Source organism: Bradyrhizobium sp. KZN70725 (genome assembly GCF_055264925.1).
In genome coordinates this window covers 42,756-68,342 of sequence record NZ_JBUYWT010000009.1, presented here as the reverse complement: position 1 = coordinate 68,342, position 25,587 = coordinate 42,756, and the positions used below count along the sequence as shown (strand labels likewise).

22 protein-coding genes, 1 pseudogene and 1 riboswitch are annotated in these 25,587 nt (G+C 65.5%); of the genes and pseudogenes, 6 read left to right on the top strand and 17 right to left on the bottom strand.

The window, feature by feature from the left end; genetic code table 11:
• Positions 1 to 114: 114 nt before the first annotated feature.
• Complete coding sequence (locus tag ACZBJS_RS11120) at positions 115 to 1,443, bottom strand: MFS transporter (RefSeq protein WP_057016507.1); 1,329 nt, start codon at positions 1,441 to 1,443, stop codon at positions 115 to 117.
• 429 nt (positions 1,444 to 1,872) lie between these two features.
• Between ACZBJS_RS11120 and ACZBJS_RS11115 the strand changes: the two are divergent.
• Positions 1,873 to 4,153: pseudogene (locus tag ACZBJS_RS11115) on the top strand (ComEC/Rec2 family competence protein).
• Here the strand turns inward: ACZBJS_RS11115 and ACZBJS_RS11110 are convergent.
• The 11 genes from ACZBJS_RS11110 to ACZBJS_RS11060 form a co-directional block, all read right to left on the bottom strand.
• Positions 4,150 to 4,377: a hypothetical protein gene (locus ACZBJS_RS11110; RefSeq protein WP_076825420.1), complete on the bottom strand. Its 228-nt coding sequence runs from the start codon at positions 4,375 to 4,377 to the stop codon at positions 4,150 to 4,152. The pseudogene ACZBJS_RS11115 and the gene ACZBJS_RS11110 sit on opposite strands and share 4 nt — an antisense overlap.
• Positions 4,378 to 4,522: 145 nt before the next feature.
• Positions 4,523 to 4,951, bottom strand: coding sequence for a hypothetical protein (locus ACZBJS_RS11105; protein WP_026192810.1), 429 nt, complete (start codon positions 4,949 to 4,951; stop codon positions 4,523 to 4,525).
• A 256-nt stretch (positions 4,952 to 5,207) separates the two neighbouring features.
• Positions 5,208 to 5,912 (bottom strand): transcriptional repressor LexA, encoded by a 705-nt coding sequence (gene lexA / locus ACZBJS_RS11100; protein ID WP_016841600.1) that lies wholly within the window; start codon positions 5,910 to 5,912, stop codon positions 5,208 to 5,210.
• Positions 5,913 to 6,155: 243 nt separating this feature from the next.
• Positions 6,156 to 7,367 carry a molybdopterin molybdotransferase MoeA gene (locus ACZBJS_RS11095; RefSeq protein WP_076825422.1) on the bottom strand — a complete coding sequence of 404 codons (1,212 nt, stop codon included), beginning with the start codon at positions 7,365 to 7,367 and terminating at the stop codon, positions 6,156 to 6,158.
• 26 nt (positions 7,368 to 7,393) lie between these two features.
• The gene (locus ACZBJS_RS11090) at positions 7,394 to 8,020 is read right to left on the bottom strand and encodes an HAD family hydrolase (protein WP_076825423.1); all 627 of its coding nucleotides are present in this window, start codon (positions 8,018 to 8,020) and stop codon (positions 7,394 to 7,396) included.
• Between the two features lie 436 nt (positions 8,021 to 8,456).
• A complete protein-coding gene (locus ACZBJS_RS11085) occupies positions 8,457 to 8,612 on the bottom strand; it encodes a hypothetical protein (RefSeq protein WP_168855882.1) in 156 nt (51 codons plus the stop codon).
• A gap of 87 nt (positions 8,613 to 8,699) precedes the next feature.
• Positions 8,700 to 9,971, bottom strand: coding sequence for a serine hydroxymethyltransferase (locus ACZBJS_RS11080; protein ID WP_253639768.1), 1,272 nt, complete (start codon positions 9,969 to 9,971; stop codon positions 8,700 to 8,702).
• Between the two features lie 36 nt (positions 9,972 to 10,007).
• Positions 10,008 to 10,093, bottom strand: a riboswitch (ZMP/ZTP riboswitch).
• Between the two features lie 289 nt (positions 10,094 to 10,382).
• Complete coding sequence (locus tag ACZBJS_RS11075) at positions 10,383 to 10,829, bottom strand: YybH family protein (protein ID WP_076825427.1); 447 nt, start codon at positions 10,827 to 10,829, stop codon at positions 10,383 to 10,385.
• A gap of 101 nt (positions 10,830 to 10,930) precedes the next feature.
• A complete protein-coding gene (locus ACZBJS_RS11070) occupies positions 10,931 to 11,623 on the bottom strand; it encodes a winged helix-turn-helix transcriptional regulator (RefSeq protein ID WP_076825429.1) in 693 nt (230 codons plus the stop codon).
• Between the two features lie 210 nt (positions 11,624 to 11,833).
• Positions 11,834 to 12,496: a response regulator transcription factor gene (locus ACZBJS_RS11065; RefSeq protein WP_028334034.1), complete on the bottom strand. Its 663-nt coding sequence runs from the start codon at positions 12,494 to 12,496 to the stop codon at positions 11,834 to 11,836.
• Positions 12,493 to 13,914, bottom strand: coding sequence for a sensor histidine kinase (locus ACZBJS_RS11060; protein ID WP_316394376.1), 1,422 nt, complete (start codon positions 13,912 to 13,914; stop codon positions 12,493 to 12,495). The genes ACZBJS_RS11065 and ACZBJS_RS11060 overlap by 4 nt, the downstream gene beginning before the upstream one ends.
• Before the next feature lie 236 nt (positions 13,915 to 14,150).
• On the opposite strand from ACZBJS_RS11060, the gene ACZBJS_RS11055 reads away from it, so the two are divergent.
• From ACZBJS_RS11055 to ACZBJS_RS11045, 3 genes are all read left to right on the top strand, one after another.
• Positions 14,151 to 15,086, top strand: coding sequence for a DUF3280 domain-containing protein (locus tag ACZBJS_RS11055; protein WP_463438711.1), 936 nt, complete (start codon positions 14,151 to 14,153; stop codon positions 15,084 to 15,086).
• Positions 15,087 to 15,223: 137 nt separating this feature from the next.
• Positions 15,224 to 16,135: an amino acid ABC transporter substrate-binding protein gene (locus ACZBJS_RS11050; RefSeq protein ID WP_076825432.1), complete on the top strand. Its 912-nt coding sequence runs from the start codon at positions 15,224 to 15,226 to the stop codon at positions 16,133 to 16,135.
• Positions 16,136 to 16,550: 415 nt separating this feature from the next.
• The gene (locus ACZBJS_RS11045) at positions 16,551 to 16,700 is read left to right on the top strand and encodes a hypothetical protein (RefSeq protein ID WP_018271828.1); all 150 of its coding nucleotides are present in this window, start codon (positions 16,551 to 16,553) and stop codon (positions 16,698 to 16,700) included.
• 54 nt (positions 16,701 to 16,754) lie between these two features.
• Here the strand turns inward: ACZBJS_RS11045 and ACZBJS_RS11040 are convergent, their stop codons facing one another.
• Positions 16,755 to 17,159 (bottom strand): hypothetical protein, encoded by a 405-nt coding sequence (locus ACZBJS_RS11040; RefSeq protein WP_076825434.1) that lies wholly within the window; start codon positions 17,157 to 17,159, stop codon positions 16,755 to 16,757.
• A 234-nt stretch (positions 17,160 to 17,393) separates the two neighbouring features.
• Here ACZBJS_RS11040 and ACZBJS_RS11035 point away from each other — a divergent pair, with 234 nt between their 5' ends.
• Entirely contained in the window at positions 17,394 to 18,587 is a 1,194-nt protein-coding gene (locus ACZBJS_RS11035; RefSeq protein ID WP_463438710.1) for an NADH:flavin oxidoreductase/NADH oxidase, read from the top strand.
• A 153-nt stretch (positions 18,588 to 18,740) separates the two neighbouring features.
• Positions 18,741 to 20,099 carry a S41 family peptidase gene (locus ACZBJS_RS11030; RefSeq protein WP_076825437.1) on the top strand — a complete coding sequence of 453 codons (1,359 nt, stop codon included), beginning with the start codon at positions 18,741 to 18,743 and terminating at the stop codon, positions 20,097 to 20,099.
• 189 nt (positions 20,100 to 20,288) lie between these two features.
• On the opposite strand, the gene ACZBJS_RS11025 is transcribed toward ACZBJS_RS11030, so the two are convergent.
• From ACZBJS_RS11025 to trpD, 4 genes are all read right to left on the bottom strand, one after another.
• A complete protein-coding gene (locus ACZBJS_RS11025) occupies positions 20,289 to 23,021 on the bottom strand; it encodes a bifunctional diguanylate cyclase/phosphodiesterase (RefSeq protein WP_076825439.1) in 2,733 nt (910 codons plus the stop codon).
• A 148-nt stretch (positions 23,022 to 23,169) separates the two neighbouring features.
• Entirely contained in the window at positions 23,170 to 23,697 is a 528-nt protein-coding gene (gene moaC / locus ACZBJS_RS11020; protein ID WP_050384518.1) for a cyclic pyranopterin monophosphate synthase MoaC, read from the bottom strand.
• A gap of 4 nt (positions 23,698 to 23,701) precedes the next feature.
• Positions 23,702 to 24,523 carry an indole-3-glycerol phosphate synthase TrpC gene (gene trpC, locus ACZBJS_RS11015; protein ID WP_076825441.1) on the bottom strand — a complete coding sequence of 274 codons (822 nt, stop codon included), beginning with the start codon at positions 24,521 to 24,523 and terminating at the stop codon, positions 23,702 to 23,704.
• Positions 24,524 to 24,538: 15 nt separating this feature from the next.
• Positions 24,539 to 25,552 (bottom strand): anthranilate phosphoribosyltransferase, encoded by a 1,014-nt coding sequence (gene trpD, locus ACZBJS_RS11010; RefSeq protein WP_076825443.1) that lies wholly within the window; start codon positions 25,550 to 25,552, stop codon positions 24,539 to 24,541.
• Positions 25,553 to 25,587 lie beyond the last annotated feature (35 nt).

The following is a 25,587-nucleotide window of genomic DNA, read 5'->3' as shown; positions in this document are numbered from 1 at the left end:
CGAGCGACGTGGATAGCGGCTCGCGTAAGGAAAACGCGTCGAGACAAGCTTCGAGAGTCCCGTTCCGATCCCGTCGGAACGGAGCTGTAGTCGCCCGTCAGCAAGGCGACTCCGTCACGATGCGGCTTTCGCCTCGATCTGCTCCCAAATTCTGGTCTTGCGTGTTTCGGGCATGATGAAAACGGCGATCACGAAGCACACCGCGGGAACGACAATCGGGTAGATCAGCGCATAGCCGATGCTGCCGGTCGCCGCGAAGGCGGCTGATGTGATGAACGGCACCAATCCGCCGCCCCAACCATTGCCGATATGATACGGCACCGAGACCGAGGTGTACCTGATCCTGGCCGGGAAAAACTCCGCCAGGAACGCGCCGACCGGCCCGTACACCATCCCGACGTAGCAGACGAGGATGAAGATGATGAAGACGGCGACCGGATAGTTGATGTGTCCCGGTTGCGTGACCATGCCGAGCCACAGATACAGCGGATAGTAGGTGATCGCGGCAAGCAGCATTCCTCCGAGGATCACGGACTTGCGGCCGATCTGATCCGACAGCCAACCAAAGAAGATCAGGCTCGGCGTTGCGATCAACAATGCGGCTCCCACGATGTAGGCCGAGGTAACCGCATCGACCTTGGAGACCTGCTGCAGGAAGTACAGTGCCCAGAATTGACCACTGTACCAGACCACGCCCTGTCCAATCAGGACGACGATAGCGATCAGGATGTACTTGATGTTGGCGCTGAGGAAGGCTTCCCGCCAGGGATTCCTGGTCATCTGTCCCTGTGCCTTGATCTCCTGGAAAATCGGCGTCTCCTGGAGTTGCAGGCGGATGTAGATGGCGATGGCCACCAGCACGAACGAGACCAGGAACGGTACGCGCCACGCCCATTCGTCAAAGGCCTGATTGCCGGCCCAGGTTCGGGTCAGAACGATCACCGCCAGCGACACCACGATCCCGAGCGTCGGCGAGGTTTGTAGCCAGCCCGTGTAGTAGCCGCGGCTGTCGTCCGGAACATGCTCGGCGACGTAGGTGATGGCGCCGCCATATTCGCCGCCCAGGCAGAGACCCTGGATCATCCGCAAGCCGAACAGAACGAATGCGGCCGTCAGGCCGATCGACTGATAAGTTGGGATCAGTCCGATCGCTCCCGTTCCCAGGCCCATTCCGCTCAGCGTAATGAGGAATGTATATTTGCGGCCGACCCGATCGCCCATCCATCCGAACAGGAAGGCCCCCAGCGGGCGGATCAGGAATCCCGCAGTGAACAGCGCGATCGTGCTCAGCAGGGCTGCGACGGGGTGGGATTGCTCAAAGAACTTGACCGACAGAACGGCGGCCAGGCTGCCAAAAATATAAAAGTCGTACCATTCAATGATGTTTCCCACTGACGCAGCGACAATCACGCGGCGAAAATCGCTTGGTACTTGAATTGCCATGTGCTGCTCCTCTCAAAAGCAAACGCTACTCCTCGCGTTTTTCAGCGATCTATCCGCTCGCGGAGTGCGCGTGGTGCACGGCGTTACAGGCGAGATTTGCGCGTTCGTCCGCAACGCCTGATCTCAGGGGAGTTGTGGCCACCTGAGAGGAGCTCCAGCGGCCTTCAAGTGCCGCGAGCCGTCACTGCCTCATCCCTGTCTATTTGGGAGTGGAGGCATCAGGACAGTCTATTCCTAATGTGATCGGTATCTTAGTGAGACTTTCGGCTCGATCGATTTGACGCAGGCGGCAGCTGTGGCGCGGCGCGAGCTAGGCAAGGCGCAGGACGATCCAGGTACCCCGGGCGTTCCCGGTCCGTATTCTGCATCCGTTCCGCTGGGCGACGGGGCCATCCGCTAGCCTGCCGCCCGGCAGGGATCGCAGGCGGAATGGCGGAGCAGGGCACGACGCCGGGCGGCAAACGCGGCTACGCGGGGACGTGGCCGCCGCGCACGGCTGCGCCGGTCGGCGGCTTTCTCCCGGGCGCGCGCCGGGATCTGGAAGCCTCTCGTCGAGACATTGCGGCAATGGGCGCGCGCGGAGGCGGGGGCGGGCCGCCTGTTGCCCTGGGTGCCGGTGGCGTTCGGCACCGGCATCGCGTTCTATTTCGCGGCCGAGCACGAGCCGGTGCTGTCGGTCGCGGCCACCGCCGCAATCCTGCTCTGCCTGCTGGCGCTGCTGCTGCGGCGGCGCAGCGTGTTTCCCGTCATCGTGATGCTGGCCGCGGTCGCCGCGGGCTTTGCGACGGCGACCTGGAAGACGGCGCGCGTCGCTCACACGGTGCTGGCGCGGCCGATGTTCTCGGTGGCGCTGACCGGCTTCGTCGAGACGCGCGACATCCGCGAGAAGACCGATCGTTTCGTGCTGCGTGTGGTTTCGATGGAGAGCCCGCGCGACATGACGAAGCTCGATCGGGTCCGGCTCTCGGTGAAGAAGGGCACCGCGCCCGATGTCGGCAGCTTCGTTGAATTGAAGGCACGGCTGATGCCGCCGCTCGGGCCACAGCGCCCGGGCTCCTATGATTTCGGCCGCGACCTGTATTTCCAGGGCATCGGCGCCTCCGGCTTCGTGATGGGCGCCGTCAAGACCAGGGAGCCGCCTGCGACCGGCGGCTTTGCGCTGCGCTACGCCGCCTTCATGCAGGGCCTGCGCGACACCATCGACGCGCGGATTCGCACCACGCTCGACGGCGACCAGCGCGCGATCGCGACCGCCTTGCTCACCGGCCGGCGCGATGCGATCTCGTCGCCGGTCAACGATGCGATGTTCATCTCGGGACTCGGCCACGTGCTGTCGATCTCCGGCTACCACATGGCCGTGGTCGCCGGCGTCGTGTTTTTCGCGGTGCGCGCGCTGCTCGCGCTGTTTCCGGCGCTGACGGCGGCGCATCCGATCAAGAAATGGGCGGCGGCGGCCGCGCTGGTCGCCGCCGCATTCTATCTTCTGCTGTCGGGCGCGGAGGTCGCGACCCAGCGGTCATTCTTCATGACCGCCGTGGTGCTGCTCGCCGTGATCGTCGACCGCCGGGCCATCACCTTTCGCACGCTGGCGGTGGCAGCGCTGATCGTGCTCGCGATCGCGCCGGAGGCGCTGGTGCATTCCAGTTTCCAGATGTCGTTCGCCGCGACGCTCGGGCTGGTGGCGCTGGTGCAGATCGGGCTGCCGAACCTGCTGGCGTCGCCCGACCATTCGGCGACCGCGCGCGTCGCGCTGTGGGGCGGGCGCGAGCTCACGATGCTGATGCTGGCCTCGCTGGTGGCGGGGCTGGGGACGACGCCCTATGCCGCATTCCATTTCCACCGCGTGACGCCCTACGGGCTGCTCGCCAACCTCGCGGCGATGCCGGTGGTCTCGGCGGTCGTGATGCCGGCCGGCCTGCTGGGGCTCGTCGCCATGCCGTTCGGCTTCGACGGCGTGTTCTGGGCGATCATGGGTCTTGGCATCGACTGGATGATCCTGGTGACGCAATGGGGCGCCGCACTCCCGGGCGCGGTCGGCCGCATGGCGGCGTTCGGCATCGGGCCGCTGATCGCAGCGAGCGCCGGCATCATCCTGCTCGGGCTGCTGCGCACGCCGCTGCGCTGGTCAGGTGCGGTGCTGCTGCTGGTGGCCTCGGTCTGGGCGCTCAGGGTGCCGCAGCCGGACGTGCTGATCTCGGGCGACGGCCGCAATGTCGCGGTGCGTGGCGGTGATGGACGGCTGCATCTAATGCACAGCGCCAAGGATGCATTTTTGGTCAAGGAGTGGCTGGCGGCGGACGCCGACGCGCGCACCGCCACCGATGCGTCGCTCGGCGAGGGCGTCTCCTGCGATGCCAGCGGCTGCGTGACCCAGGGACCCGGCGGCGCCTTCGTCGCGCTGGCGACCCGGCCGGAGGCCCTAGTGGACGACTGCGAGCGCGCAGGCCTGATCGTGACGGCGCGGCCGGCGCCGCAGGGCTGCGCGGCATCGGTGATCGATGCCGAGCGGCTGCGCCGCCACGGCGCGCTGGTGCTGCGACGGAGCAGGGACGGCTACGTCGTCGATGCGGTCAAGCCCGGCGGGATCGACCGGCCGTGGTCGCCGGCGGTTCCCGGCGACGGCGAGAGCGAGACGACGCTACGCGCCCCCGCGCCGCGGCCTGCGGTGGATGCGACGCCGGCCGAGACCGATCTGCAGGGCGATGATTAGCCGTGGTCCGGCAAGGGCGCGCTCGGCAGCTCGAACAGGCCGAGATGGTATTCGTCGGAGTCGGGGCCGGCGTCGGGCTTCTTGACGAGAGTGAAGGAAGCCTCGGGAAATTGCTCCCAGACTTTCAGGTCGTCGGCCGTTACCGTCAGCCAACCGAACCGGAACATGTAGCGGCCCGGTTCCGTGACGCGTCCAGCCTTTTGCCATGTGACCTTATCGACCACCGCGCACGTCCTCGGTACCCGATGATGCGCCAAGGTGCCGGCCGACGCAAATCTCCTTCTGCGCCCCGGAAGCGGGAGTCCGGGGTCGCCCGAAATTGCTTAGGTCATCCGCCGCCGAACAGCTCATTCCACGGCGACGATGCGCTCAACCCAAAAACAGCGTTGCGAATGCGGAAGGCCGCCGCTCCACAACCTTCGGCTTCTGCTCGACCGGCGGATGCAGCGCCGGCAATTGCAGCACGCTGACGCGCTGTCCCTCGACCAGCTGGGTCACCAGCACATGGCTGCCGTCGGGGAATTCGACCGCATCATGATGCCGATCGGGCACGTCGGGCTCGACTTCGTTGAATACGCCGACGCGATAGTTCAGCGTCTTGGTCCAGATCCAGCGGCTGTCGTAGCGAACGTTCTCGGCGAAAGCGAGCTCGGTGCCCGGCAGCATGCAGACCGCGACAGTGGGGTCATTCTCCGAAGCAAAGCCGCGGGTCGACGTGCCGCGGAACGTCGTCGTGATCAGCGTCTCTCCGACAATGGCGGGGCGCGATGCCACGGCGTGCAGACTATAGTCACACATCGGATGGCTCCTCATTTCGAGGTAGCGACCCGTGCCTCTCCTTGAGGCATTAGGGCCTCTACCAGAGTGGACGATAGCGAACGAGCGTCTGCTCGTTTCTGGGCGATTGTACGACTGGTCCGAGATCGCTCCGATCACAAACACGCGACGCTGCGCGAGAGGTATCGGAGCGCATCGGGCAGGCCGTACGCTACACTATCATGCAAGGAACGATCCGACGTGTTGCTCGTTCCCGGCCGCCGCAAGTATTTGCAATTCAGTATTTGCGATAAAGGCCGATCAGCTTGCCCTGGATGCGGACCCGGTTCGGCGGCAGGATGCGCACTTCATAGGCGGTGTTGGCCGGCTCGAGCGCGATCGATGCGCCGCGGCGGCGGAAGCGCTTCAGGGTCGCTTCCTCCTCGTCGATCAGCGCCACCACGATGTCGCCGGTATTGGCGACGTCGTTGCGCTGGATCAGCGCCATGTCGCCGTCGAGGATGCCGGCATCGACCATCGAGTCGCCGCGTACCTCGAGCGCGTAGTGCTCGCCGGCGCCGAGCATGTCGGGCGGCACGCTGATGGTGTGGCTGCGGGTCTGCAGCGCCTCGATCGGCGTACCGGCGGCGATCCGGCCCATCACGGGGACCGCGACCGGACGGTTGCCGTCGTCCTCGGCAATCGGCGGCGTGCTGGCGCGCCGGCCGAGGGTGCCTTCGATGACGCTGGGCGTGAAGCCGCGGCGACCGTTGCCGCCGCCGGCCGAGAGTTCGGGCAGCTTGATGACCTCGATGGCGCGGGCGCGGTTCGGCAGACGGCGGATGAAGCCGCGCTCCTCCAGCGCAGTGATCAGGCGGTGGATACCGGACTTCGAGCGCAGGTCGAGCGCATCCTTCATCTCGTCGAAGGAGGGCGGTACGCCGGCCTCTTTCAGACGTTCATTGATGAAACGCAGTAGTTCGTACTGTTTGCGCGTGAGCATCTCGAGTATTCCCCCGGTTGATAGCGTCGTTCGATTCCGAGACTCTTCTGGTGGGGCCTGCAGGCCGGGCCTGACCTCAGGAGCATGTGCTCGATGCACCTGCTTCCATGCAGCTTCCCGAATGTAGACACCAGCACTCGAAACAAATCATGAACGGACACTATATGTTCGATATGTGTTCCGCAACCACTTAATTTCCGGTGAACGTGTCGGGCAACGCACAATCGGCGGGGCGCGAAAACCCTATTCGGGCAGTGTCAGGATCTCGCATTCGCTGCCTTCGACGGCCGCCGCCGCGAACGGCGGGCGCACGAGAAGTGCCCGTGCCGCAGCGAGATTCCCGAGCAACGACGAGTCCTGCTGCGTCACCGGCGTTGCGATCAACGTGCCGTCCTCGCGCGCTTCGAGCCGTGCACGCAGATAGTCCTCGCGCTGGTCGTTGGCGGCGAGGTCGCGGCCGAGCAGGGCGCTCGTGCGGCGATGATGAATCACTTTCCGGCCGCTCAGCGCCCGAATCAACGGCACCAGGAACAGGAAGGCGCAGACATAGGACGACACCGGATTGCCGGGCAGGCCGATCACCCTCATCGCGCCGAGCCGGCCATGCATCATCGGCTTGCCGGGCCGCATCGCAATCCGCCAGAACGTCATGTCGACGCCCTCGGCTTCCAGCGACCGCTTGACGAGATCGTGGTCGCCGACCGAGGCGCCGCCTGTCGTGATCAGGACATCGGCACCGGCCTCGCGCGCCCGGCGGATGCCCGCCGTGGTCGCCTCCACCGTGTCGGCGGCAACGCCGAGGTCGACGGTCTCGGCGCCCTCGGCGCGCGCCAGCGCCCGCAGCGCGTAGCCGTTGGAATAGACGATCTGGCCGGGGCCGGGCTGCGAGCCCGGCATCACCAGCTCGTCGCCGGTCGCCAGCACCGCGACCTTCGGGCGGCGGCGCACCGCAAGTCCCGGATAGTTCATGGCGGCCGCCAGCGACAGCGCGCGGTCGGACAGGCGGCTGCCGCCGGCGAGCAGCACCTCGCCCTCACGGAAGTCGACCCCAGCCGGGCGGATGTGCCGCCCGACGCTGGCGGCCTCCGTGATCGTGATGTGGTCGCCGTCGACGGCGGTGTCCTCCTGGATGATCACCGCGTCGGCGCCATTGGGGATCACGCCGCCGGTGAAGATCCGCACCGCCTCGCCGGCGCCGACCGTCCGGTCGAACGGCCGGCCGGCGGCGACTTCGCCGATCACCTTGAGCCGGGCCTTTAGATCAGCCGCATCGGCGGCGCGCACCGCATAGCCGTCCATCGCCGACATCGGCTGCGGCGGCTGGGTGCGGAGCGCCGCGAGGTCGTGCGCAAGCGTGCGGTGGTAGGCGGCATCGAGCGCGACCATCTCCTCCGGCAGCGGTTCGGCGCCGGCGAGGACGGCGGACAGGGCATCGGCAACCGGCATCAGGGCCACGCTCAGAGTTCCTCAATTCCTAATCTTCAAATTCCAAGTGCGGTCAAAGCCCTTGCCACGTCATCCGTCGATGTCACGTGGATAGCATAAAGGCCGCGGGCCCGCGCACCTTCGATATTGGCGGCCAGGTCGTCGAAAAACAGGATCCGCGACGCCGGCACGCCGATGGCTTTTACCACATGATCATAGGCCTCGGCGTCGGGTTTGCGGAAGCCGATGCTCGAGGACAGGAAGACGTTGCGGAAATGGCTGAGCAGCTCGGCATGGGTGACCGAGAAATGCGCGACATGGGCCGGATTGGTGTTGGAGAAGGCGTAGAGCGGCATCCGCTTGGCGGCCGCCGCGAGCAGCGGGGCGATGCCCGGCATCTCGCCGGTGAAGATCGCATTCCAGCCTTCGAGGAACTGGGCGTCCGTGATGTTGATGCCGAGCGTCCGGCGCAGATTCTCGAAGAATGCCGCGTCGTCGATCCGGCCGATCTCATGATGCTTGAAACTGTCGTCGACGACAAAGCGCGTGGCGAGCTCGGCGGGCGCACACCCGGCATGCTGCGCCCAGTGCGCCATCACCTTGTCAAAGTTGATGTCGAGCACGACGCGGCCGATATCGAACAGCAGCACGTCGACGGAGTTGGGAGTGAATTGCGAGGTCATTGCATGAAACCGTGTACGAGAATTGCGGGCAGGCGGCAATGTCCTCGATTTCAGTGACCGGTGTGTGGATTGTACGTGGCGTTGCATCCATCGCGAGACTGTTCCCGCGCACACCACCGTCGTCCCGGCGAAGGCCGGGACCCATAACCACCGCATTTGATCAGGAACGGGATCGTGGCCCCAGCGTCGCGCAACAATTGAGATTGGGGTAAGGGGTCCCGGCCTTCGCCGGGACGACGGCGGGTGTCGTCGCTTGTGCGTCAAACATCCGCATTCTCGCGACATGTCTGTCCGAGCCTTGCTCTTCGTTTCACCCTATATTTTTGCTACGGGGCTTGGCTTGCCGCGTCGGGCAACTCAGTGGCACGCGCGCGCGCTTTCAGGGTACCAAGCGACTTGATACCTGCCGGCGGCTTGGTGCCCGCCGGCGTCGCTCTCACAGCCTGGACAGCGCCAAGCCGAGGTAACCGATCAGCGCACCGGTGCTGAGAATGATGACGACGAGCGCCTGTTCCGAGCGTGCTTGCAAGGTTTTCCGGGTCACGGCGTTGGACGCTCCGTCTTCGAGATCATGCGGTCCAACGAACAGCAACGATTTCCGTTCCGGTCCTTCCCCCGGGAACCTTCACGACCTGCCGAGTGACGCGACGGGCGCGGAACAGGAACGCAGGTCGGCCGCCTACGAGGGCGGCGCGATCCCCGGAACGGGGAAAGCGCGGCACATCTCGACGCTGATCGACCTCAGTCGCTTGACGACCGCTGCATCTCCCTTCGACCGGAGGGACTCCGCAATGAGTTCGGCGATCAGGCGCATTTCGGGCTCGCCCATGCCGCGCGTGGTCGCCGCCGGCGTCCCGAGGCGAATGCCGCTCGGCTTGAGCGGTGGATGCGGATCGTCGGGAATGATCTGCTTGTTTGCGGTGATCCCAACGGCGTCGAGGATGTTCTCGGCCGCGCTGCCGTCCACGCCGACGCTGGCCACGGTATCCACGACCATCATGTGATTGTCGGTTCCGCCGGTGATCAACGTCATGCCGCGTTCCATCAACGCTTCGGCTAGGACCTTCGCGTTGCGCATGACCAGCCTTGCATAGGCATGAAAATCGGACGTCGAAGCCTTCTTCAGCGTGACCGCGGTTCCGGCCACAACGTTCATGTGCGGACCTCCCTGCAATCCCGGGAACACCGACGCGTCTATCTTGCCGGCGAACTCCCGGCGACAAAGAACGATGCCGCCACGCGGCCCGCGAAGCGTCTTGTGCGATGTCGTCGTCATCACGTCGAAACCCGCATCGAGCGGATTGCGCAAGGCGTTGCCGGCGATCAGGCCGCCGTAATGGCTGACGTCGGCCATGGTCAGTGCACCCACTTCATCGGCGATGCTCTTGAAGGACGCATAATCCAGATCGCGCGGATAAGAGCTGTAGCCGCACAGCACCAGCTTCGGGCGGACGTGCCGGGCCATGGCGCGGAGCTCATCGAAATCGATGGCGCCGCCGTTTGACGGCTGCGTCTTGTAGCGGGCGAAGTTGAAGAGCCGCCCCATGTGCGACACCGGCGCGCCATGAGTGAGATGGCCGCCGTGTGAAAGGTCCATCGCCAAGATCGTATCGCCGGGCTGCAGCAGGCCGAGATACACGGCCTGGTTCATTGGCGACCCGGACAGAGGCTGAACGTTGGCATGTTCGGCGCGGAACAGCGCGCAAGCGCGCTGGCGGGCAAGGTTCTCTATCTGGTCGGTGAATTCCTGGCCGCCGTAATAGCGACGTCCCGGATAGCCCTCGGAATACTTGTTGGTGAACACCGATCCGAGCAGCTCGAGCACCTCGGGATAGGTGTAGTTCTCCGACGGAATCAGCTCGACGCCGTCTTGCTGGCGGCGCTCTTCGCCCTCGAGCGCAAGGGCAACTTCCGAATCGTTGAGATGGAGTTCATTGCGGAATGACGGCATGGTCCGGGCTCCCTAAGACGCTGGATCATCAGCTGAACGGGTTGCCCAGGCGAACGGCGTTGAAACCCTTCGCGCTTCACCGTGGTCAATTCCACGTAAGCTCGCCAGTCGCGCGAGGGACGAATGAGCCTGCGAGGCTCATCGCGAGCAGAAGGCTATCCAATCCCCGGCGGGCTCGCAAGGGTTGGTTGCTGGCGCCGCCGCGGGCCCAGCGTTGGGCGAGATCGAACATCTGGCGACAGCCACGGCAATGGCGACCAAACCGAGGGACGTCCGGCTTACCCAATGAACCGATGTCCCGATGATCAATGCCGTCTTCGGCTGAGGGCCAATAAGGTGCATGACCATCCGTCACTTGCGGGCCGTCAGGCTTGCGGGGTGGCTGACCGTGTGGCTGTGGCACCCGCGAATCTATTCCTTGACGAAGATATGAGACTTTATCTTCCACTGCCCGTCGGGTTGGCGTTCAAGCAGTCTCACGGTGCTGCCAGAAATTGGCGCCGCCTTCTCATTTATTACTAGCGTGGCCGTGAAATGCGAGGTGGTGTAGGCGTATTTTCCCATGGGCAACACATCGAGCAGCTCAACCTTGTGATCTCTGACGCTTCTTCCCCGCCCGGCAAAGAAATTACGGATTGCCAAAGGGCCGGTGACTGGCTGCGCACCAGGCGGCATCAATCTGGCGTCAGCGGCATACAACGGTAACAGGGCATCGAAGTCTGCGTTGTTGATGGCGGCATCCCATTTGGCAGCCGCCGAGGAAAGTTCGTCGGCAGGTGGGGCTGCCCCTGCGGGACTGACGCAAGTACAAGTAAAGATCAACAACAGGGTGCATGAAAGAAGAGAAGGGCGGCTCATCTTTGCCTCCTTTAGCTGAGATGCTTAGCGCGGGAGCGCATTCGCAAACGCTATAGCCGAGGCAAGCAGAACCACTAGTCCAGAAAGTGGACTGGATATCCTCAACTGGCTGAGACTCGATCTGCGGCCGCCGGCGCCTCATCGGCATATTTGCTGCGTGGGAACCAAGTCCGCATGCTGTTCACAAGATGCCTGGGACCGTCGATCTCGATTTTGCCGAGCTCACACGCCCGTAGCAGCGGCATCTCGTCTACGAAAATCTGCACGAGCGTCAGCAGACTCGCATAGAGGCTGATATCGACCTTGAAGCCGGGGTCATCCCAGCAAAGATCGGCTTCCTCCTTCTTCACAACAAACCACCAGCGCTTTGGCCGAGCGTCCGCAATCTCGATGTACAGAACGAAGTCGCATGGAATGTGCCTTAGATCGAACGAACGGCGCATATTCCACATGAGCCGGCCCGCGTGAAGTTCGTTGGGTGTGAGCTGGCTGCGAGCCCATTTGTGGCCCCAATAGCCCATTGCATCGATAATTGGCCTGGCTTCCCTGGCTGCCTGGGTTGGATGGTACTCCCAATGCCCGTTATCGCCTGATCTGCGTGAGATTAGCCCGGCTTCTTCTAGCGTTTGCAGGCGCTTGGAGAGGAGGGTCGGCGACATCTGCGGGATGCCGCGGCGAAGCTGGTTGAAGTGGTGGGACCCCAGCAACAGTTCGCGGAGCAGGAGCGGGGTCCACCGCTCCGTGAGAATTTCCGCAGCTTTGGCTACGGGGCAAAATGATCCATAGCCTTTCATGACGAGAACTTTAGCATCACGAGGGCCACCAAGGTAGTCCAGGTTCTGAACTATGTCCCAGACGAGCCAGCATCGAGGCTGTCCTGGAGGTCTGTTACGCGATTTTCTCGAGACTCGGCCATTCGACGATGCCGGCTCGATGTTCGGTTTGCCCGGAGGCAGATGCGGCTCGATTTGCCAGTACGCGGCCTGGCTGGTGCCACCGTGGGCTCAGCGTTCGCCGAGATCGATCTGCGTGAGGATGCCTTGCCGCAGCGCGAGGCGGACCAACTCGATATCGGTGCCGACGCCGAGCTTGTCCTTGATTAGGGAATGCAGGTTCGCGACCGTCTTGGGGCTGAGGTGCAGTGCCTCGGCGATCTCCTCGGTGGTGTTTTCCGCGAGCAGCATCCGCAGCACCTCGAATTCCCGCGCGGTCAGGAGGTCGGCCGCCTTGGTCTCGCCGGCAAGGTGGCTGAGCGCGAGCTCGTGGTCGATATCCGGGCTGATCGCGATCTTGCCCGACAGCGCATCCATCACGGCGTGCACCAGCGTCTCCGGCGGGCTGGTCTTGGTGACATAGCCGCTCGCGCCGGCGCGGATCGCCTGCACGGCAAAGGCCGCGTTCTGGTGCATGGTGAACACCAGGATTTTTGCGCGCCTGTCCCACTGCCGGAGGCGGCGAATGGCCTCGATGCCGCCGATGCCGGGCATCGACAGGTCCATGATGACGAGGTCGGGCCCGGTCTCCTTGTAGAGGCGGTAGGCCTCGACACCGTCGGAGGCTTCGGCGACGACGCAGAGGCCCGGCTGCTTCTGCAGCATCGCCCGGTAGCCCTCCCGGACGACGGCGTGGTCGTCGACCAGCATGATGGTGCGCGCCGCGTGGCTCATGCCGCGCGCTCCACCGGTGCGGCCTCTCGGCTGGCCGCGACGGGAACGATGACGCGGAGCGAGGAGCCGCTGGGCTGTCCGGTCTCGAAGCTGAGCCGCCCGCCCAGCGCGGCGACCCGTTCGCGCATGCCGAGCAGGCCGAGGCCGGACCTGAGCTGGGGATCGCCTTGCGGATCGCCGGGCTGGCCGTCATCGTCGATCGCGAGCACGATCGCGCTGTCGCCGCCGCCAGGCGGCGCCTCGCGCATCTCAAGCCGCAGCATGACGCGCGTGGCGCCGGCATGCTTGGCGGCGTTGGTGAGCGCCTCCTGCACGATGCGGTAGAGATTGGCGCTGACGGAGGCGACAAGGCGCTCGAACGATCCCGATATGGTGATCTCGAACCGTGGCTGTCCGCGGCTGCGGCCGTTCCAGCCGGCGACCAGGCCCTCGAGGCTGGCCGCAAGTCCGAGTTCGTCGACATCGGGCGGGCGGAGCCGGAAGAGGGCGCCGCGCAACGTCTCCATCATGGCGGTCGCGGTCCGCGCGATGCCGTCGCATTCGGCGAGCAAAGGCGGGCAATCCGCGGCCGCGGTTTGGCGCGCCGAGGCGGCGAGCGCACGGATTGCGGCCAGCGACTGCCCGAACTCGTCATGCAGCTCACGCGCGAGGTGCCGGCGCTCCTCGTCCTGCACCAGGATCAGTTTCTGCGTCAGCGCGTTGCGGTCGGAGAGCGCGGCGGCGAGGCGCTCGGCGAGCTGGTTGAAGACATCGCCGATCGCCGACAGTTCGGCGAGATCGAACGGCGGCAGGCGCGCGGCGAGGTCGCCTGCGGCGATCCGCTCGAGCCCGTCGCGGATCTGCCGCGTCGGACGCAGCGCGCGCGCCAGCGCCGCATAGACCAGGGCGCAGAGCAGCGGCAGCGCGATCATGAACACCGCCATCAGCCGGCCGGCATCGTGCCAGGCCTCGGCGGTCGGCACCGCCGGATCGATCCAGGCCACGGCCTCGCCGATGGCATTGCCGCGCGAAACCACCTGCCGCACCACCTCGCGGCAGGGATCGAACAGGCGGCGATAGAGCGCCGCGAAGGCCAGCGGCGGCGCGGCCGTGTCAGTCTGCGAGCCGCCGCAGAAGCGCTGGCTGATCTCGCCGCTATTGCTGCGAAAGGCGAGGCACAGTCCCGGCGTCATGACCGAGGCGGCAACGCTGTCGAGATCGGGAAATTCGGAGCGCGCATTGTTCAGCCACTGGATCTTGCTCTGCTGCAGCTCCAGCGTCTTGGCGGCGACATCGGCAACGGCCGCGATCCGCCCGCGCACCGAGCGGTCGGCCTCGATCAGGAAATAGCCGGAGATGACGGCAAAGCAGAGCGTCGAGACGATCGCCACGCGCAACGTCAACCGCAGTTTCAGATCGCTTCCGGACCAATTCCACATTGGCGTATCCTCAAGATCGAAGGCGGGCTTCGGCGCGCGATCGCGGGCAGGGTCGTCACGCACATTAAACGGCAGAACGGAGGCGCCGAGAAGCGCTGCCATAGCCGTTCTTCGGGCGCGGACCATCGTCGTGAAATTTTCCCGGCACCGGGCGGGAGGCACTCCGCTGCGGCGCGGAGGCCAGTTGGCCCAGGATGCGACCGACCCGCCCGCGCCAGCAGCTGAAAGGCCCAATCATGCACCAGTCGCGCCTCGTCTTGCTCGCCCTCGCGTTGACCGGCCTTCTGGCCAGACCTTGTCCGCCGCGCGCCGAGACCGGCACGGTGCCGGCATCTCACCTTGGCGTCAGCATCGATGATTTCAGCTACGTCGACACCTCGGGCGAGGTGATCGACCAGACCGCCGTGCACCAGAAGCGGCTCGACGCGTTCATGCGCGCGCTGCGCGCCGACGTCGCCGCGGAGCCGCGCTATCGCCTGGTGCCAGCAGCGGCGTCCGCAGGCGAGGCCCGGATCAAGGTGGTCGGCGGCGTGCAGAAGATGAGCACGCTGGTGCAGTGGGCCAAGGTGGCGGTCGTCGATGTCGAAGGGAGCCGCGTGCTGTACGAAAAGCTCTACACGTTTCGCGGCGACAATGACGAGGCATGGGACCATGCGCGGATGTTCGTGTCGCGCGAGGTGCTCGGCGTGCTCGCGGCCGTGTTGCCGCCGGCACAGACCGCCACGGCTGCGCCGATCGGGCTTGCGGTGTTCGAGTTCGAGCTTGAGGACACCTCCGCGGCGCCGGCATCCGGCCTTGCCGACGCCGATGCGGCCTACCTCGCCGATGTGACCAAGGGCGTGCGTGACCGGCTTGCGCAGTCGGGCCGCTACCGCCTGGTCGATACCGGCGGCGCGACCGCCGAGCCCGTCAAGGCGCGTGCGCTGCGCGACTGCGACGGCTGCGAGGCCGCGATCGCGCAACAGCTCGGCGCAGATCAATCGCTGATCGGCGTGATCAGGCGGGTCAGCCGGACCGAATACACGATCGGCTTCCAGCTGCGCGACGCCCGCAGCGGCGCGGTCGTCTCACGCGGCGACAGCGGCCTGCGGATGGGCGCCGATTATTCCTGGACCCGTGGCGCGGTCCGCCTGGTCGGCGATCGCCTGCTCGAAGGTGGGGCGCAGCGCTAGGGATGCTTCGCGGCTGCGGCTGCAACTCTGGCAGGCGGACCATAGCAAAGTGCGATAGCTGCTAGACACACCGTCATCTGGCTCCGGGCTCATGCGTGCGCTATCACCGCCGCCTGATCACCGCACAGGAGCCGCCGATGCGTTTGCCCGCCATCTTCTTCGCCCTCACGCTCGCCGCAAGCCCCGCGGCGGCCGAGGAGCTGTCGGGCACGCTGCAGAAGATCAAGGAGACGAAGAAGGTCACGCTCGGCTTTCAGGAGGCTTCCGTTCCCTTCAGCTATCTCGACGACAATCAGCGGCCGATCGGCTTTGCGCTCGACATCTGCCTGAAGATCGTCGATGCCGTGAAGAAGGAGCTCGGCGTATCTGACATCGCCGTCGACTACCTCCCGGTGACCTCGTCGAACCGCATTCCGCTGATGGTCAACGGCACGATCGATCTGCATTGCTCGGCGACCACCAACAGCGCGGACCGCCAGAAGCAGGTGACCTTCACCAACACGCACTTTCTCAGCGCGACACGGTTTGCCGCCAAGAAATCCGCTGGCATCAACACGATCGACGACCTCAAGGGCAAGTCCGTCACCGCCGTTGCGGGCTCGGTGAACCTCACGCAGCTCATCAAGGTCAACACCGAACGCAAGCTCGGCATCAACGTTCTCCCGGCCAAGGACCAGGCCGAGGCGTTTTTGATGCTGGAGACCGATCGCGCCCAGGCCTACGCGCTCGACGATGTCCAGCTTGCGGTTGCGATCGCGCGGTCGAAGCAGCCTTCGCTCTACATGATCAGCGAGGAGGCGTTCTCGAAGGCAGAGCCGTTCGGCATCATGCTGCGCAGGGAGGACACCCCGTTCAAGGTGCTCGCCGACCGCGCCACGGCGGAACTCTACAAGAGCCCCGAGATCGAGGTCATGTACAGGAAGTGGCTGGAAGCGCCGACCCCGCCGAAAGGTATCAATTACAACGTCCCGATGTCGCCGGCGCTGCGCCACGCGTTCGCCCATCCGAGTTCGAGCTTCGATCCCGACGTGTACGAGGTCGGCAAGTAGCGTCACTTGCGGGTGTGCCAGCGCAAATCGATTGTGGTTCTCGGAAGCCGCTGCGCTCACCCCCGCGCCGAGCGGCAGTCCGGGTGCACCTCCAATGATTTATGGCCCCAGCGTGACGGCTGGGGCCGCAGGAGGTGGTGTGTGCCTCTGGGGCAATGAATCAGAGGACAACCACTGAACCGCACATCGATGACAATGTTCCAACAGGCTGCGGCCGGCCGTGCCATGCTGCCATGCAGACTGAGAAGCTTGCAGACCGCGCCAGGACCGTACCATCATGACGTCGGCCGGCCCGAATCGAATGCGGGCCTGGTGGACGTCTCCAGCGTCGGCCTTCGGCCCCAAAGGGTGCCGGGGTCACATTCCGTTTGCAGCTAATTTTTTCCGTTATGCCGATTGTTCTGCGGAGCCGACATTGAACCACGATGCATTGGCCAAGCTCACCGTCACCATCATTGTCCTGGTCGCGTTGCTGGTATGGCGCGTTGCCGACCAGAAGAAGTCGATTGAATGCGGCGCAAATTGCCCAACCGACCTCTCTGCGAGCCGGAAGGCCGCCCAATAGTATCTGAGCGACTCGATCCCGGTTCACGGCCGCCTGGTCAGCATGGCGCGTAGCCTAGCGCTTTGCGGGTGGGCCGCTCTTGTTGCCTGGTTGTCCCTTGATGTTCGACGAATCCTGTTCCTGGACATGCAGGTTCTGCGAGTTCGAGCCGACCGTGCCTTGCTTGGCGGGCGGCCCGCTCTTGTTGCCCGGCGCGCCGGCGATTCCGGTTCCGGAACTTTGAGCGCTCGGGGACGTCGTGGCGTTTGGGGAACCGGCGGCCGTGTCGGGGCGCCCCGGAGGCGTTGCGGCCGCGCCGGGCCTGTCCTGATCGCCGACATAGCCGGATTCACCGGAGTTGCGGGTCTTGGCACCCTTGTCGGCCTCGTTTTGCAGGTTCTGGGCAACCGCGTGTTGCGCCAGTATCGGGCTGGTTGCCATGGCACCGGCGATGAGCAGTGCGATTGTGCGGGTTCTCATGAGTGTCCCTCCTCTGGGTTGCCGGGGACAACACGTATCGCGATCATCATTTCCTATGCGCGCGAAAAATCGCCGCGAGGGAACAAGCATCGCGAACGTGCCGCGGCCGGCTACAGCGATCCGTTTGAGTGGTCGCACCGCGCCTCTATCGGCCATCGCGCGGCGCGTATATCGTCCGCGCCAAACACAAGATCGGTCCCGGCACGCCGGGTAACGACGCATAATGAGGAAGCGATGTCCGACATGCTGCTGTTTTCGCCAATGACCATCCGCGGCGTCACGCTGAAGAACCGCATCGTGGTGCCGCCGATGCACCAATATTCCGCCGAGAAGGGCTTTCCGACCGACTGGCATCTGATGAATGCCGGCAAGTTCGCCGCCGGCGGCGCCGGTCTCGTGATCGTCGAATCGACCAAGGTCGAGCGGCGCGGCTGCGGCACGATCGGCGATCTCGGCATCTGGGACGACAAGTTCATCGCGCCGCTCAGTCGCCTCGTCGGCTTCATCAAGCAGCAGAACGCGGTCGCCGGCATCCAGCTCGGTCATTCCGGCCGCAAGGCGCGCGCAAGCCGGCCCTGGGAGGGGGATCGTCCGCTCGAACGCACCGCCGAGATCGAGGACTGGGATGCCTGGACGCCGGTGGCGCCGAGCGCGATCGCCCATAGCGAGCGCTGGCCGGTGCCGCGCGCGCTGGATACGCGCGAGGTGAAGGACCTCGTCGCAGCCTGGGGGCAGGCGGCACGACGCGCCCATGCGGCAGGGTTCGAGGTGCTGGAACTGCACGGCGCCCATGGCTATCTCGTGCACGAATTCCTCTCCGGGCGCTCCAACCAGCGCAGCGACGAATATGGCGGCTCGGAAGCCAACCGGATGCGCTTCCTGATCGAGGTCACCGAGGCGGTGCGGGCGCACTGGCCGGATCACAAGCCGCTGTTCGTGCGGCTGTCGGTCGAGGACAACGCCGGCTGGGGCCCGGAGCAGAGCGCGCGGCTCGCCAGGATCCTGAAAGCGAAGGGGGTCGACGTGATCGATTGCTCATCGGGCGGAATCAGCGAGATGGCGCCGATCCTGGGCAAGGAGATCAAATACAACTATCAGGTGCCGCTCGCGGAATATGTCCGCGCCCATGCCGATATCATGACCATGGCGGTCGGCCTGATCATCCATGGAGACCAGGCCGAACAAATCCTGCGTGATAAACAAGCAGATTTGATCGCGGTCGGCCGGGAAATCCTCAATAACCCGAACTGGCCGATGGACGCCGCGCTCAAGCTCGGCGTCGAGGGGCCGTTCCGCAATGTTCCTCCGCAGTTCGGCTACTGGCTGGGCACGCGGGCCAAGCGCGGATTCGGCACCCAGCCGTCGACCTGGCAGAACGGGTTGCGGGAGACTGGGCCAAAGGCCGACGAAAGGCTGGCAGGGGGCTGACAAGAGGCCGATCCGGGCACCGTGACAGGACCGTAATGGTCCGGTGACAAGGCGGCCTTGATCCGACCAAAAAGCCGTTGTGTGGTGCCCCGCGTCGGGGTGGGGCCGAATGTTGCGAAACGTTGCCGGCCGTTAGCGAAGGGATCACGGATAATGCGCAAACATGTTGGCTTCTTGCTCGGGACGGTGGCGGGCGCGTGTCTCACCTTGCTCGTGGCCTCGCCGCAGGGCGCGCATCTGTTCGCCGTCGCCAACGCCGCCGCGCATTCCGACAACAGCAACACCTATTCGCAGCTCAATCTGTTCGGCGAGGTGTTCGAGAAGGTCAAGACCGACTACGTCGAGAAGCCCGAGGACGCCAAGCTCGTCGAGGGCGCGATCAACGGCATGATCTCCTCGCTCGATCCGCACTCCCGCTACATGAACGAGAAGGGCTGGGCGGAGATGCAGGAGACCACGCATGGCGAGTTCGGCGGGCTCGGCATCGAGGTCACCATGGAGGACGGCTTCGTCAAGGTGGTGGCGCCGATCGACGACACGCCGGCCTCGCGCGCCGGCATCATGTCGGGCGACGTGATCACGTCGATCGACGACGACCAGATCCAGGGCATGACGCTCGACCAGGCCGTCAACAAGATGAAGGGCGCCCCCAACAGCTCGATCCGGCTGAAGATCATCCGCAAGGACGCCGACAAGCCGATCGAGGTCTCGATTATGCGCGAGATCATCCGCGTCCGCCCGGTGAAGTATCACGTCGAGGGCGGCGACATCGGCTATATCAGGATCACCTCGTTCAACGAGCAGACCACCGAGGGTCTGCGCAAGGCGATCGGCGATATCCAGAAGCAGATCCCGCAGGACAAGCTCACAGGCTACGTCGTCGACCTCCGCAACAATCCCGGCGGCCTGCTCGACCAGGCGGTCTCGGTGACCTCGACCTTGATGCAGCGCGGCGAGGTGGTCTCGACCCGCGGCCGCAATCCCGAGGAAACCCAGCGCTTCACCGCGCATGGCGGCGACATGACCAAGGGCAAGCCGCTCGTCGTCTTGATCAACGGCGGTTCGGCCTCGGCCTCCGAGATCGTCGCCGGCGCGCTGCATGACCACAAGCGCGCGACCCTGATCGGCACCCGCTCGTTCGGCAAGGGCTCGGTGCAGACCATCATTCCGCTCGGCACCGGCAATGGCGCGCTGGCGCTGACCACGGCGCGCTATTTCACGCCGTCGGGCCATTCGATCCAGGCACTCGGCATCAAGCCCGACATCGAGGTGCTGCAGGACGTGCCGGACGAATTCAAGACCCGCTCGGAGATCAAGGGCGAGGCCTCGATGCGCGGCCATCTCTCCGCCGAGGGCGCCGAGCAGACCGGCTCGCAATCCTACGTCCCGCCGGACGAGAAGAACGACAAGGCGCTGGCCGCGGCGTTCAACCAGCTGCGCGGCGTCACCGTCAACGCCGATGCCAAGAACGCCGACACCAAGGCCGCGCAGAAGCGGCCGGTGCCGAACTAGAACCTGTAGCCCGGATAGCTCCATCCGGGCTACGCAGCTGCCAAAATATCGAAAACAACCCCATGCAAAGGAGCCGGTGGGGGCTGGCGCTCGACCAGGCAATTTGACACGTCGGGCAATTACAGGGTAAATTTCCAAAATTCCGAAATCGTGCGGGCGCGTCCCTCGGGCTCCGACTTCCGAGCAGCCTTACGCCGCGCCGGCGACCGGCTTGCGTCGCCGCGCCGTGCTCGCGCCCGCAGCGGGGCCGCGGCGATGCCCGGCCAGCAGCTCGCGGATCTGGGCAGCGGGCTTTGGCGGGCTGAACAGATAGCCCTGCATCTCCGAGCAGCCGAGCTCGCGCAGCAATTGCTGTTGCTGCGCAGTCTCGACGCCTTCCGCCGTCGTCGTCATGCTGCGCTCGGCGGCGATGTTGACGACGGCCTCGACGATGCCGGCCGAGCCTTGCGGATCGGCGATGTCGGTGACGAAGCAGCGGTCGATCTTGATCTTGTCGAACGGGAATCGCTTCAGGTAGCTCAGCGACGAATAGCCGGTGCCGAAATCGTCGAGCGCGATCCTGATCCCGATGGCGCGCAGCTGGTGCAGCGCGGCCAACGCGCTCTCGTCGTCGCGGATCAGCACCGCCTCGGTGATCTCGAGCTCGAGCCGGCTCGCTGACAGCCCCGACGATGCAAGCGCCGCGATCACCTTGAGCGCCAGCGTGCCGCTGCGGAACTGCACCGGCGAGACGTTGACGGCGAGCCTGACGTGGTCGGGCCAGTTCACGGCTTCCTTGCAGGCCGTCATCAGTACCCACTCGCCGAGCTGGTTGATCAGGCCGGTCTCTTCCGCAATCGGCACGAATTCGGCCGGCGAGATCATGCCGCGCTGTGGATGACGCCAGCGCACCAGCGCCTCGCAGCCGGTGATCTCGTTGCTGCGCAGGTCGACGCAGGGCTGGTAATGCACTTCGAGCCCGCTGCCGGCGGCGATCGTCTGCCGCAACTCCATCTCGAGCTCGCGGCGGGCGCGGGCGTCGGCATCCATCGCCGGCTCGAAGAAGCGGAAGACGCGCCGGCCGGCCGACTTCGCCGCATACATCGCAAGATCGGCGTTCTTCATGATCTGGTCGAGATCGGTGCCGTCCTTCGGCGCCAGTGCGATGCCGATGCTGGCGTCGGTCGTGACCTGGTGGCCGAGGCATTGATAGGGCGCGCGGATCACCTCGTAGATGCGCGCGACGAGGTCGGCGACCTCGGCCTCGCTCTTCACCCCGGTCTGCACGATCGCGAACTCGTCGCCGCCGAGGCGAGCGACGAAATCGCCGTCGCCGATCACGCCGCTCAGCGTCCGCGCCACGGACTTGAGAAGCTCGTCGCCGACCATATGGCCGAGCGAGTCGTTGACGCCCTTGAATTCGTCGATGTCGATATAGAGCACCGCAAGCTGGCTGTCGGGCGTGACATGCGGCAGCTCGCGCCTGATCTCCTCGTGGAACAGCGCGCGGTTCGGCAGGTCGGTGAGCGCATCGTAGTGGGCGAGATGCGTGATGCGCTCTTCGGCGCGGCGGCGCTCGGTGACGTCCTCATGGGTCGCAAGCCAGCCGCCGTCGGCCAGCGGCTCGTTGACGACCTGGATCGAGCGCCCGTCGGGCGTCGTGATCACCATGGTGTTGCGGATGTCGACGTCGCGCAGCACGAGATTGACGTAGCGCTCGACGTCGCCCTGGAACGAGCCGGTCCGGTGACGATGCACGATGACGTCGCGGAAGCTGCAGCCGGGCTTGATGATGTCGGCCGACAACCCGTACATCTCGATATAGCGCCTGTTGCAGATCACCAGGCACTGCGCGGCGTCGAACAGCAACAGGCCCTGCGTCATGTTGTTGACGGCGGTGTCGAGCCGCAGCTTCTCCAGCGTCAGGCGCTGCTGCTGGGCGCGATGCTGCTGCACCAGCTTGCGCACCACCAGCGTCAGCAGGATCGCGATCGCCAGCACCGAGATGCTGGTCACCGCGATCAGGATGCCGATCTGCTCGCGCCAGTTGGCGAGCGCCGCCTCGGTGGTGCTCGTCGCGACGACGACGATCGGGAATTTGGTCAGTGCCCGCGACGACACCAGGCGGTCCTTGCCGTCGACCGGGCTGGCGAGCCGCGTCGTGCTCTGCGGCAGCTCGAAAACCTGCTGCTGATTGACTGGACCGTTGCGGAAATTCCTCCCGATCAGCTCTTCGACATGGGGATAGCGTGCCAGCAGCGTGCCGTCGCGATGATGCATCGAGATCGCGGCGCCGTCGCCGAGCGCCACGGTGGAGAAGAACTTCTCGAAGGCCGCCGGCTCGATGCCGCGGCCGACCACGCCGAGGAATTCCCCGTGCGGACCGGTGACCTTGCGGACGATAACGGTGGTCCAGTTTCCGGTGATGCGGCTCACCACCGGCGCGACCTGCATGTCGGGCGAATAGGGGCTCGACTTGAAGATCTGGAAGTAGGGGCGGTCGGCAATGCTTGCCTGCGGCAGCGGCCAGGCGCCCGAGCTGTTGATCAGAACGCCGTCGGCGTCGAACACGTTGAGGCTGCCGACATTGGACAGCGCGTCCATCTTGGATTTGAGCATCGCATGGATGTCGGCGGCCGACATCCGGCGCCTGTAGTTCTCCGGCGTCGCGATTGCATTGTCGCGCATGAACGTGATCAGGTCGCGCTGGACGACTTCGAGATCGTCGAGCTGCTGGTCGAAATGCCGCGCCAGCAGCAGTACGGTGTTCTCGAGCTCACGCTCGCTGTTGTGCAGGGCGCGATCGCGGAAATTCTCCGCCATCAGCGTAGCGCCGATCGCGATCGCGGCCATCAGCACGGCGCCGCCGAGGATCAGCCAGCGGATCGGACCGCTGCCGATCACCGATTTGATGTTGAACGTGGCGCTGCCGTTTGGAGTCATTTGCCGCAATCGCTTCCAGGTGTTTCACCCGGAAGTAGGTCTCGTGCACCCCCGGCCCGCGAAAGTCGTATCCAATCGAAATGGAGCGCGGGTTAGCGAGATTGGTTAATGAAACCTTGCGGGCATTGGCGACAGTGCGTACCGGCGATCACGCGCCGGCGCGATAGTGCCCCGATTTGCCGCCGATCTTCTCGACGAGGTGGATGCCCTCGATGCGGATGCCGCGGTCGACCGCCTTGACCATGTCGTAGATCGTCAGGCATGCGACCGAGACTGCGGTCAGCGCCTCCATCTCGACGCCGGTCGGCCCCGTCACCTTGACGCTGGCGCGGACGATGCAGCCGGGCAGCTTGCGGTCGGGTGTGATGTCGATCGTGACCTTGGTCAGCGCCAGCGGATGGCAGAGCGGGATCAATTCCGAGGTCCGCTTCGCCGCCATGATGCCGGCGATCCGCGCCGTCGCCAGCACGTCGCCCTTCTTGGCCTGGCCGGTTTCGATCAGCGCCAGCGTCGCCTTGCTCATCACGACGCGGCCTTCGGCGACCGCGGTCCGCTCGGTCGCGGGCTTGGCCGAGACGTCGACCATCCGAGCCTCGCCCTTGGCGTCGATATGGGTGAGGGCGGTGCCGGAGCCGGAAGGCTCGGCCTTGGTCTTGCCCTTGCTGTTCCGCGCCATTGCGTCAGCGCGTTGCGGTGGCGCGCGGGGCGGCCTGCCGCGTCAGCAAGGCGCGGGTCGCCGCGGTGACGTCCTGCTGGCGCATCAGGCTTTCACCGACCAGGAAAGTCGACATCCCGACCCGTTCGAGCCGGGCGAGATCGCCAGGCGTGAAGATGCCGCTCTCGCCGACCATCAGGCGGTCGGGCGGGATCAGCGGTGCCAGCGCCTCGCTGGTCGCGAGCGTGGTCTCGAAGGTGCGCAGATTGCGGTTGTTGACGCCGATCATCGGCGAGCGAAGTTTCAAGGCACGGTCAAGCTCGGCGCGGTCGTGAATCTCGACCAGTACGTCCATGCCGTAGCCGAGCGCGGCGTCCTCGATCTCCCTGGCCGCCGCGTCGTCGAGCGCGGCCATGATGATCAGGATGCAGTCGGCGCCATGGGCGCGCGCCTCCGCCACCTGGTAGGTGTCGAACATGAAATCCTTGCGCAGCACCGGCAGGCTGGTCGCCGCGCGGGCCGCAACCATGAAGTCGAGATGGCCCTGGAACGAGGGCGCGTCGGTCAGCACCGACAGGCACGCCGCGCCGCCGGCCTCGTAGGCCTTTGCGAGCACGGGCGGATCGAAGTCGGCCCGGATCAATCCTTTCGAGGGCGAGGCCTTCTTCACTTCCGCGATTAGCGCGTAGTCGCCGCGCGTATGCTTGTCCTTGAGGGCGCGGACGAAGCCGCGAGGAGCCGAGGCCGATCTGGCCTCCGCCTCGATCTCGGCGAGCGGATGGGCGCGCTTCGCGGCGGCGATCTCCTCGCGCTTGTAGGCCTCGATCTTGGTCAGGATGTCCGACATCGCTTAGCGCCTTGCTTAACCGTTCGAAACCGCGACCAGATGCTTCAGCCGCGCGGCGGCAGCGCCGCTGTCGAGCGACTGGGCACCGATCGCGACGCCTTCCTTGAGGTCCTTGGCGCGGCCGGCCACGATCAGCGCGGCGGCGGCGTTGAGCAGGGCGACGTCGCGATAGGCGCTCGGCTTGCCCTGCAGCACGCTGGAGAGCGCGATCGCATTTGCATCGGCGTCACCGCCCTTCAGCGCCTCGCCGCCGACGCGGCCAAGGCCGGCATCCTCGGGCGTGACCTCTGATGTCCTGATCTCGCCGTTCTCGAGCGTCGCAACGAAGGTCGGGCCGGTGAGGGTGATCTCGTCGAGGCCATCGGAGCCATGCACGACCCATACCTTGTCCGAACCGAGGTTCTTCAGCACCTGCGCCAGCGGCTGCACCCATTGCCGCGAGAACACGCCGACCATCTGCCGCTTGACGCCGGCCGGGTTCGATAGCGGCCCGAGCAGGTTGAAAATGGTGCGGGTAGCGAGCTCGACCCGGGTCGGACCGACATTCTTCATCGCCGGATGATGCGCGGGCGCGAACATGAAGCCGATGCCGGCTTCCTTGACGCAGCGCCCGACTTGTGCGGGCGTCAAATCGAGCTTGACGCCGAGCGAGGCCAGCACGTCGGCGGCGCCCGAGCGCGACGACAATGCGCGGTTGCCGTGCTTCGCCACGGGCACGCCAGCGCCGGCCACGATGAAGGCCGCGCAGGTCGAGACGTTGACCGAGCCGGAGCCGTCGCCGCCGGTGCCGACGATGTCGACGGCCTCCGCCGGCGCCGTGACCGGCAGCATCTTGCCGCGCATCGCGGTGACGGCGCCGGTGATCTCCTCGACGGTCTCGCCGCGCACCCGCAGTGCCATCAATAGCCCGCCCATCTGCGAGGGCGTGGCTTCGCCCGACATCATGCTGTCGAAGGCGGACGCCGCCTCTTCACGCGTCAGCGTGGCGCCGGTGGCGACTTTTCCGATGATCGATTTCAGGTCGTCCATTCGCTGGCTCAGGGTCTGTTGTTGGAGCTTGATCG

Excerpts from the sequence above, each read along its gene's own strand:
- ACZBJS_RS11120 (WP_057016507.1), bottom strand. The coding sequence starts at position 1,443 with ATGGCAATTCAAGTACCAAGCGATTTTCGCCGCGTGATTGTCGCTGCG.
- ACZBJS_RS11105 (WP_026192810.1), bottom strand. The coding sequence starts at position 4,951 with ATGTGTGACTATAGTCTGCACGCCGTGGCATCGCGCCCCGCCATTGTC.
- lexA (WP_016841600.1), bottom strand. The coding sequence starts at position 5,912 with ATGCTCACGCGCAAACAGTACGAACTACTGCGTTTCATCAATGAACGT.
- ACZBJS_RS11090 (WP_076825423.1), bottom strand. The coding sequence starts at position 8,020 with ATGACCTCGCAATTCACTCCCAACTCCGTCGACGTGCTGCTGTTCGAT.
- ACZBJS_RS11080 (WP_253639768.1), bottom strand. The coding sequence starts at position 9,971 with ATGCCGTCATTCCGCAATGAACTCCATCTCAACGATTCGGAAGTTGCC.
- ACZBJS_RS11075 (WP_076825427.1), bottom strand. The coding sequence starts at position 10,829 with ATGAGCCGCCCTTCTCTTCTTTCATGCACCCTGTTGTTGATCTTTACT.
- ACZBJS_RS11070 (WP_076825429.1), bottom strand. The coding sequence starts at position 11,623 with ATGAAAGGCTATGGATCATTTTGCCCCGTAGCCAAAGCTGCGGAAATT.
- ACZBJS_RS11065 (WP_028334034.1), bottom strand. The coding sequence starts at position 12,496 with ATGAGCCACGCGGCGCGCACCATCATGCTGGTCGACGACCACGCCGTC.
- ACZBJS_RS11060 (WP_316394376.1), bottom strand. The coding sequence starts at position 13,914 with ATGTGGAATTGGTCCGGAAGCGATCTGAAACTGCGGTTGACGTTGCGC.
- ACZBJS_RS11055 (WP_463438711.1), top strand. The coding sequence starts at position 14,151 with ATGCACCAGTCGCGCCTCGTCTTGCTCGCCCTCGCGTTGACCGGCCTT.
- ACZBJS_RS11050 (WP_076825432.1), top strand. The coding sequence starts at position 15,224 with ATGCGTTTGCCCGCCATCTTCTTCGCCCTCACGCTCGCCGCAAGCCCC.
- ACZBJS_RS11040 (WP_076825434.1), bottom strand. The coding sequence starts at position 17,159 with ATGAGAACCCGCACAATCGCACTGCTCATCGCCGGTGCCATGGCAACC.
- ACZBJS_RS11035 (WP_463438710.1), top strand. The coding sequence starts at position 17,394 with ATGTCCGACATGCTGCTGTTTTCGCCAATGACCATCCGCGGCGTCACG.
- ACZBJS_RS11030 (WP_076825437.1), top strand. The coding sequence starts at position 18,741 with ATGCGCAAACATGTTGGCTTCTTGCTCGGGACGGTGGCGGGCGCGTGT.
- ACZBJS_RS11025 (WP_076825439.1), bottom strand. The coding sequence starts at position 23,021 with ATGACTCCAAACGGCAGCGCCACGTTCAACATCAAATCGGTGATCGGC.
- moaC (WP_050384518.1), bottom strand. The coding sequence starts at position 23,697 with ATGGCGCGGAACAGCAAGGGCAAGACCAAGGCCGAGCCTTCCGGCTCC.
- trpC (WP_076825441.1), bottom strand. The coding sequence starts at position 24,523 with ATGTCGGACATCCTGACCAAGATCGAGGCCTACAAGCGCGAGGAGATC.
- trpD (WP_076825443.1), bottom strand. The coding sequence starts at position 25,552 with ATGGACGACCTGAAATCGATCATCGGAAAAGTCGCCACCGGCGCCACG.